Source organism: Kitasatospora aureofaciens (assembly GCF_019192735.1).
In the GTDB taxonomy this organism is placed as follows: Bacteria; Actinomycetota; Actinomycetes; order Streptomycetales; family Streptomycetaceae; genus Kitasatospora; species Kitasatospora aureofaciens_A.
Window position 1 is genome coordinate 1 of record NZ_JAHTKP010000026.1, and the last position, 7,812, is coordinate 7,812.

A 7,812-nucleotide genomic window follows, 5' to 3' on the forward strand; every position below is an offset into this window, starting at 1 on the left:
CCGACGGCCGGGTCGGCCCGGCCGTCGGCGTGGCGGGTCCAGCCCTCCGGGCCGGCCGCGCCCGCCGGGCGGGTGTGCACGGCGACCGGGCGCAGGGCCGTGCCGTCCGGGGCGCCGACCTCGATCTGCACCTGGAGGGCGCCGCGGTCGGGCAGCAGGACGGGTGCGTGCAGGGTGAGTTCCTCGATGCGCCCGCAGCCGAGCTCGTCGCCGGCCCGCACGACCGCCTCGACCAGGGCCGCGCCGGGGACGACGACGGTGCCGCCGACGGCGTGGTCGGCCAGCCACGGGTGGGTGTGCAGCGACCAGCGGGCGGTGGCCACCAGCCCGCCGCCCTGGGCGAGTTCGACCGCGGCGCCGAGCAGCGGGTGCTCCGGCGCGGCCAGGCCGGCCGTCGTGACGTCGCCGCCCGCCGCGCCCGGGCGCGGCCAGTAGCGCTGCCGCTGGAACGGGTAGGTCGGCAGTTCGACGCGCCGGGCGCCGGTGCCCGCGAAGCACAGCTCCCAGTCGACCCGGGCGCCGTGGGTGCGGGCGTCGGCCAGGGCGAGGAGGAAGCGGCCGGGGCCGCCGTCGTCGCGGCGCAGCGTGCCGAGGGCGGCGCCGGGCAGGCCGCTGTCCTCGATGGTCTCCTGGAGGCCGGTGGTCACCACGGGGTGCGGGCTGACCTCGATGAACACCCGGTGGCCGGCCGCCAGCAGCGCGCGCGTGGCCTGCTCGAACTCCACGGTCCCGCGCAGGTTGCGGTACCAGTAGCCGGCGTCGAGCGTGGCGGTGTCGACAAGGGTGCCGGTGACGGTGGAGCAGAACGGGATGTCCGCGCTGCGCGGGCTGATCGGCGCCAGGAGGTCCAGCAGTTCCTGTTCGATCCGCTCGACCTGGGCGGAGTGCGAGGCGTAGTCGACGGGGATGCGGCGGGCCCGGACACCGGCCCGCTCGCAGTCGGCGATCAGGGCGTCCAGGGCGTCGGGCTCACCGGACACCACCACGGAGCCCGGGCCGTTGACCGCGGCGACGGAGATCCGCTCGCCCCAGCGGGCGAGGCGTCCCCGGACGGCGGCGACCGGCTCGGCCACCGACACCATGCCGCCGAGGCCCGCCAGCTGCCGCAGCGCCCGGCTGCGCAGGGCGACCACCCGGGCGGCGTCGTCCAACGAGAGCGCTCCCGCAACGCAGGCCGCAGCGATCTCGCCCTGCGAGTGGCCGAGCACCGCCGCCGGTTCGACGCCGCGCGAGCGCCACAGCTCGGCCAGCGACACCATCACGGCGAACAGCACCGGCTGCACGACCTCGACCCGGTCGAGCCCGGGCGCACCGGGTTCGCCGCGCAGCACGTCCGTCGCCGACCAGTCGGTGAACGGTGCCAGCGCCGCCGCGCACTCGGCCATGCGCTGGGCGAACACCGGTGCGGTGTCGAGGAGTTCGAGCGCCATACCGGCCCACTGGGAGCCCTGGCCGGGGAAGACGAAGACCGGATCGCCCTCCCCCGCGCCCTGGCCCTCCAGGACGGCGGGGGTGGCCTGGCCCGCCGCCAGCGCGTCCAGGCCGGCGAGAAGTTCGTCCCGGTCGGCCGCGACGACGGCCGCCCGGTGCTCCAGCGCGGCGCGGGTGGTGGCGAGGGAGTACGCGACGTCGTCCAGGGCGGGCTCGGCGGAGCGGACGTGGGCGGCCAGGCGGCGGGCCTGGTCGCGCACGGCCTCGGGGGTCTGCGCGGACAGCAGCCAGGGCAGCGGACGGGCGGGCGCCGGACGGACGGGTGTGGAGGCGGGGGCGGGGGCGGCTTCCAGGATCACGTGGGCGTTGGTGCCGCTGACACCGAACGAGGACACGCCGGCGCGCGGCGGGCGCCCGGTCTCCGGCCACTCCCGGGCCTCGGTCAGCAGCTCGACCGCGCCGGCGGACCAATCCACCTGCGGGGTCGGCGCGTCGATGTGCAGGCTCTTCGGCAGTTCGCCGTGCTGCATCGCGAGCACCGTCCTCATCACCCCCGCCACGCCCGCGGCGGCCTGGGTGTGGCCGATGTTCGACTTCACCGAGCCGAGCAGCAAGGGGACTTCGCGGTCCCGGCCGTACGTCGCGAGCAGCGCCTGGGCCTCGATCGGGTCGCCGAGCCGGGTGCCGGTGCCGTGCGCCTCGACGGCGTCCACCTCACCGGCCGTCAGACCCGCGTCGGCGAGCGCGGCCCGGATGACGCGCTGCTGGGACGGACCGTTGGGCGCCGTCAGGCCGTTGGAGGCCCCGTCCTGGTTGACGGCGGAGCCGCGCACGACGGCCAGCACCGGGTGCCCGTGGCGCAGCGCGTCCGAGAGCCGCTCGACCAGCAGCACGCCCGCGCCCTCGGCCCAGCCGGTGCCGTCCGCGGCGGCGGCGAAGGGCTTGCAGCGGCCGTCCGCGGCCAGGCCGCGCTGGCGGGAGAACTCCACGAACACCTGCGGCGTGGACATCACGGTGACCCCGCCGGCCAGGGCCAGCGCGCACTCGCCGCGCCGCAGCGCCTGGGCGGCCAGGTGGAGGGCGACCAGGGACGACGAGCAGGCGGTGTCGACGGTGACCGCCGGGCCCTCCAGGCCGAGGGAGTAGGCGATCCGGCCGGAGATCACGCTGGCGGCGTTCCCGGTCATCACGTGGCCGGCGACGCCCTCCCGGGCGGCGTCGAGCAGCACCTGGTAGTCCTGGAAGTTGGAGCCGACGAACACGCCGGTCCGCGTGCCGTGCAGCGTCCCGGGGTCGAGGCCGGCCCGCTCGACGGCCTCCCAAGCGGTCTCCAGCAGCAGGCGCTGCTGCGGGTCCATCGCCAGCGCCTCGCGCGGCGAGATCCCGAAGAATCCGGCGTCGAAGTCGGCCACGCCGGAGACGAAGGCGCCCTCGGCGACGTAGCTGGTGCCCTCGTGGTCCGGGTCCGGGTGGTGGAGCCGGTCGGTGTCCCAGCCACGGTCGGCCGGGAAACCGGTCACCGCGTCCCGGCCCTCGGCGAGCAGCCGCCAGAAGGCCTCCGGCGAGTCCACCCCGCCGGGGAACCGGCAGGCCATCGCGACGATCGCGATCGGCTCGTCGGCGGCGGGTGCCGCGGTCGACGGCGTTCCCGCATCCGTGCCGGTGCCGGCCAGCTCCACCCTCAGGTGCGCGGCGACGGACGCCGGCGTCGGGTGGTCGAACAGCAGGGTGGCGGGCAGGCTCAGCCCGGTGGCGGCGGTGAGGCGGTTGCGCAGCTCGACGGCGGTCAGCGAGTCGAAGCCCAGGTCCCGGAACGCGCGGGTGGCCTCGACGGTCGCGGTGGCGTGCCCCAGGACGGCGGCGGCCTCGGTGCGGACCAGCTCCAGCAGCAGGCGCTCCTGCTCGGCGGCAGTGCGGCCGGCCAGCCGCTCGCCCAGCGGGGAGGCCGGGCCGCCGGGCGCCGTCGCGGCGGGGTCGGGCGCGGCGCGGCGGACCTCGGGCAGGTCGCCGATCAGCGGGCTCGGGCGGGCGGCGGTGAGCGCGGGGACGAGCGCGCTCCAGTCGACGTCGGCCACGGCCAGGCCGGACGCGTCCGCGACGAGGGCCCGGCGCAGCACGGCGATCGCCAGGTCCGGGACCATCGGCGTGAGGCCGCTGCGCCGCATCCGGCCGGTGAGCCCTGGGTGGTCGCCCGCCATGCCGGAGCCGGCCCACGGACCCCAGGCCACCGAGGTGGCCGGCAGGCCGTTCGCGCGGCGGTGTTCGGCGAGCGCGTCGAGGTAGGCGTTGGCGGCGGCGTAGTTGGCCTGGCCGGGGTTGCCCAGCACGCCGGTGATCGAGGAGAACAGGACGAACAGGGAGAGCTCGTTCCGCGCCGTCAGGTCGTGGAGATTGCGCGCACCGACGGCCTTGGCGCGCAGCACGGCGTCGAACCGGTCGGCGGTCAGGCCCTCCAGCACGCCATCATCGAGGACGCCCGCCGCGTGCACCACACCGGCCAGCGGCAGCTCGGCCGGGACGGCGGCCAGCAGGGCGGCCAACGCATCGCGGTCGGCGGCGTCACAGGCGGCGACGGTGACGCGGGCGCCCAGGGCCGCCAGCTCCTCGGCGAGGGCGGCGGTGCCCTCGGCCTCGGGGCCACGACGCCCGGCCAGCACCAGGTGCCGGGCACCGGCGGCCGCCAGCCACCGGGCGACATGGGCACCGAGCGCGCCCGTCCCCCCGGTGATCAGGATCGTGCCCTCGGGGGCGGTCCAGCCGTCCGCCGCAGCGGGCTCCGACAGCGCGGTCGAGCGGGTCAGCCGGCGGGCGTAGGCGCCGGAGCCGCGCAGGGCGACCTGGTCCTCGGCGGACTGCGCGAGGATGCCGGCCAGGCGGGCCGCCGTGCGGCCGTCGGGTGCCGTCGGCAGGTCGATCAGGCCGCCCCAGCGCTGCGGGTACTCCAGCGCGGCCACCCGGCCGAGGCCCCACAGCTGTGCGTGCTCCGGCGCGGTCACCCGGTCCGGCCGGTCGACCGCGACGGCTCCCCGGGTCAGGCACCAGAGCCTTGCCGGGCCGCCCGTGGCCTCCAGTGCGTGCAGCAGGTCGACGGTGGCGGGCAGGTACTGCGGAACCGCCGCGAACTCCGGGTGCGGGCGGTCCTCGGCGGCGAGGAACGAGAGGACGCCCGCGACCGGCGCGCCGGTGCCGTCGGTGAGCGCGCGGTCCAGGGCCTCCCGATCGGCGGCCGGCACGCGCTCGATCCGCAGGCCCTGGTCGGCCAGGGCGTCGAGCACGGCGGAGGTCCAGTCGGCGGCGGTGATCGCCGCTGGCAGGACGGCGAGCCAGCGGCCGGACGGGACGGCGTCGGTGAGGCCCCGTACGGGCACCCAGGCGGTCCGGTAGGTCCAGCCGTCCACCGTGGTCAGCAGCCGCCGCTGCTCGCGCCAGGCGGCCAGGACCGGCAGCAGGCGGTCGAGCGAGGCCTCGGTGGTCTCCTCCGCGATCCCCAGGGCGGCGGAGGCTGCCCGCAGGTCCCCGGCCTCGACCGCCGCCCAGAAGGCGTCCTCCACCGGGTCGGAGGCCGTGGGACCGCCCGCGCCCTGCCGTCGCAGCTCGGGCAGCCAGTAGCGCTGCCGCTGGAAGGCGTACGTGGGCAGGTCGATGCGCCGGCCACCGGTGACCACGGCCGCCCAGTCCGGATCCGCGCCGCGCACGTGCAGGCGGGCGAGGGCCTCCAGGACGGCGGCCTCCTCGGGGCGGCCCTTGCGGAGGGCCGCAGCCAGGGCCGCATCGCCGGGCAGCGCTTCGGCCGCCATCGCGGTGAGGACACCGTCGGGGCCGAGTTCGAGGTAGCGGGTCACGCCCTGCGCGTGGAGCGTGCGCACGCCGTCGGCGAATCGGACGGCCTCGCGGACGTGGCGCACCCAGTAGTCGGGGGTCAACAGGTGGTCGGGGTCAGCGAGTTCGCCGGTCAGGTTCGAGACCAACGGGATCGAAGGCGCCTGGAACGACAGGCCGTTCAGGACCGTCCGGAAGTCCTCCAGCATCGGGTCCATCAGCGGGGAGTGGAACGCGTGGGAGACGCGCAGGCGAGTCGTCTTGCGGTCGGCGAAGTGCATCTCGATGGCGGCGACCGCCTCCTCGGTGCCGGAGACGACGACCGACGACGGACCGTTCACCGCCGCGATCGAGACGAACTCGCCCAGCAGCGGCAGGACTTCGCCCTCCGTCGCCTGCACGGCGAGCATCGCACCGCCCGCCGGGAGCGCCTGCATCAGGCGTCCGCGGGCCGCCACCAGGGCACACGCATCAGCCAGGGAGAACACCCCTGCCACGTGCGCGGCCGCGACCTCACCGATCGAGTGGCCGGCCACGAACTCCGGGCGCACACCCAGGGATTCGACCAAGCGGTAGAGCGCCACCTCGACGGCGAACAGCCCGGCCTGGGCGTACGCGGTCCGGTTCAGCAGGTCCTCGCCCTCGCCCCACACGACGGTACGGAGAGGCCGCTCCAGGTGCGCATCCAGACCCGCACACACCGCATCGAACGCCTCCGCGAACACGGAGAACCGCCCGTACAACTCCCGCCCCATCCCCAGCCGTTGCGTCCCCTGCCCCGAGAACAGGAACGCCGTCGCCGCTTTGTCCACCACACCCGCGACCAGTGCAGCAGCCGTGCCACCGTCCGCCAGGGCGTCCAGCGCGCGCAGCCGCTCCGCCGGGTCCGCGGAGACGACGACCGCCCGGTGCGCCATGGGCGTCCGGGTGGTCGCCAGCGAGAACGCGACGTCCGCCGGGGCGAGCGGCCCGTGGGTCCTGAGGTGGGTGGCCAGCCGCCCGGCCTGGGCGCGGAGGGCTGTCGCGCTGCGCGCCGACAGCACCCAGGGAAGCACCGACGCGGGCGCCTCCTCGGCGGCGGGCACCCCGGCATCCGCCTGCGGCTCCGCTGCCGGCGCCGCCTCCAGGACGACGTGCGCGTTGGTGCCGCTGACGCCGAACGAGGACACGGCCGCGCGCCGGGGCCACGCATTGGCGGGCCACGGGGTCGGCTCGGTGAGCAGTTCGGCGGCGCCGGCGGACCAGTCGACGTGCGGGGTCGGCGCGTCGACGTGCAGCGTGCGCGGCAGCAGGCCGTGGTGCATCGCCAGCACCGCCTTCATTACGCCGGCCACGCCGGACGCGGCCTGGGTGTGGCCGGTGTTGGACTTCAACGCGCCGATCAGCACCGGCCGTTCGCGGTCCTGGCCGTAGGTGGCGAGGAGCGCCTGGGCCTCGATCGGGTCGCCGAGCCGGGTGCCGGTGCCGTGCGCCTCGACCACGTCGACCTCGGCCGCGGGCACCCCGGCGTCGGCCAAGGCCCGCCGGATCACGCGCTGCTGCGACGGCCCGTTGGGCGCGGTCAGGCCGTTGGAGGCCCCGTCCTGGTTGACGGCGCTGCCGCGCACCACCGCGAGCACCGGGTGCCCGTGCCGCAGCGCGTCCGACAGCCGCTCGACCAGGAGGACGGCCGCGCCCTCGCTCCACGCCGTGCCGTCGGCCGCCGCCGCGAACGGCTTGCACCGGCCGTCGGCGGCCAGGCCGCCCTGCCGGGAGAACTCGGTGAACATCTGCGGGGTGGACATCACGGTGACGCCGCCTGCCAGGGCGAGCGAGCACTCGCCACGCCGGAGCGACTGCACCGCGAGGTGCAGGGCGACCAGCGAGGACGAGCAGGCGGTGTCCACCGTGACGGCCGGACCCTCCAGGCCGAGGACGTAGGAGATCCGGCCCGAGGCGACGCTCACGGTGTTGCCGGTCAGCAGGTGTCCGGCGGCCGTCTCGGCGGCCTGTCCCCGGTCGGCGGACGCGCTGTCGTAGCCGCCGTGTCCGGCGCCGACGAACACGCCGGTCTGTGTGCCGTGCAGCGTCCCGGGGTCGAGGCCGGCCCGCTCGACGGCCTCCCAGGCGGTCTCCAGCAGCAGGCGCTGCTGCGGGTCCATCGCCAGCGCCTCGCGCGGCGAGATCCCGAAGAACTCCGCGTCGAACTCCCCCGCGTCGTGCAGGAATCCGCTCACGCGGGCGGTGACGGCACCCTCGGGCAGGTCCCAGCCGCGGTCGGCGGGAAAGCCGGAGACCGCATCGACGCCGTCCCGCACCAGCTCCCACAGCTCCTCGGGGGACGAGACCCCGCCCGGCAGCCGGCAGGCCATGCCGACGATGGCGACCGGCTCCCGGTGCAGCTCGTTCGCCTCGCGGAGCTGCTCGCGGGTCTCGTGAAGGTCCGCGATCGCCCGCTTCAGATAGTCGCGGAGCCTGTCTTCGTTCGACATCGGGACGTCAACCTCTCGGGGGGTCGCCAGGAACGCCGCTCGGGAGGGCCCTGCCGTACGCCTGTTCCGGCGCCGACCGCAGACTCCTGAC

The 7,812-nt window shown here is 76.4% G+C and carries 1 protein-coding gene; it reads right to left on the reverse strand.

What is annotated here, in order from left to right; genetic code table 11:
* Positions 1 to 7,721, reverse strand: a 7,721-nt coding sequence (locus KV557_RS23770) for a type I polyketide synthase (protein ID WP_218203486.1), incomplete at its 3' end; no start/stop codon positions are given.
* Positions 7,722 to 7,812 lie beyond the last annotated feature (91 nt).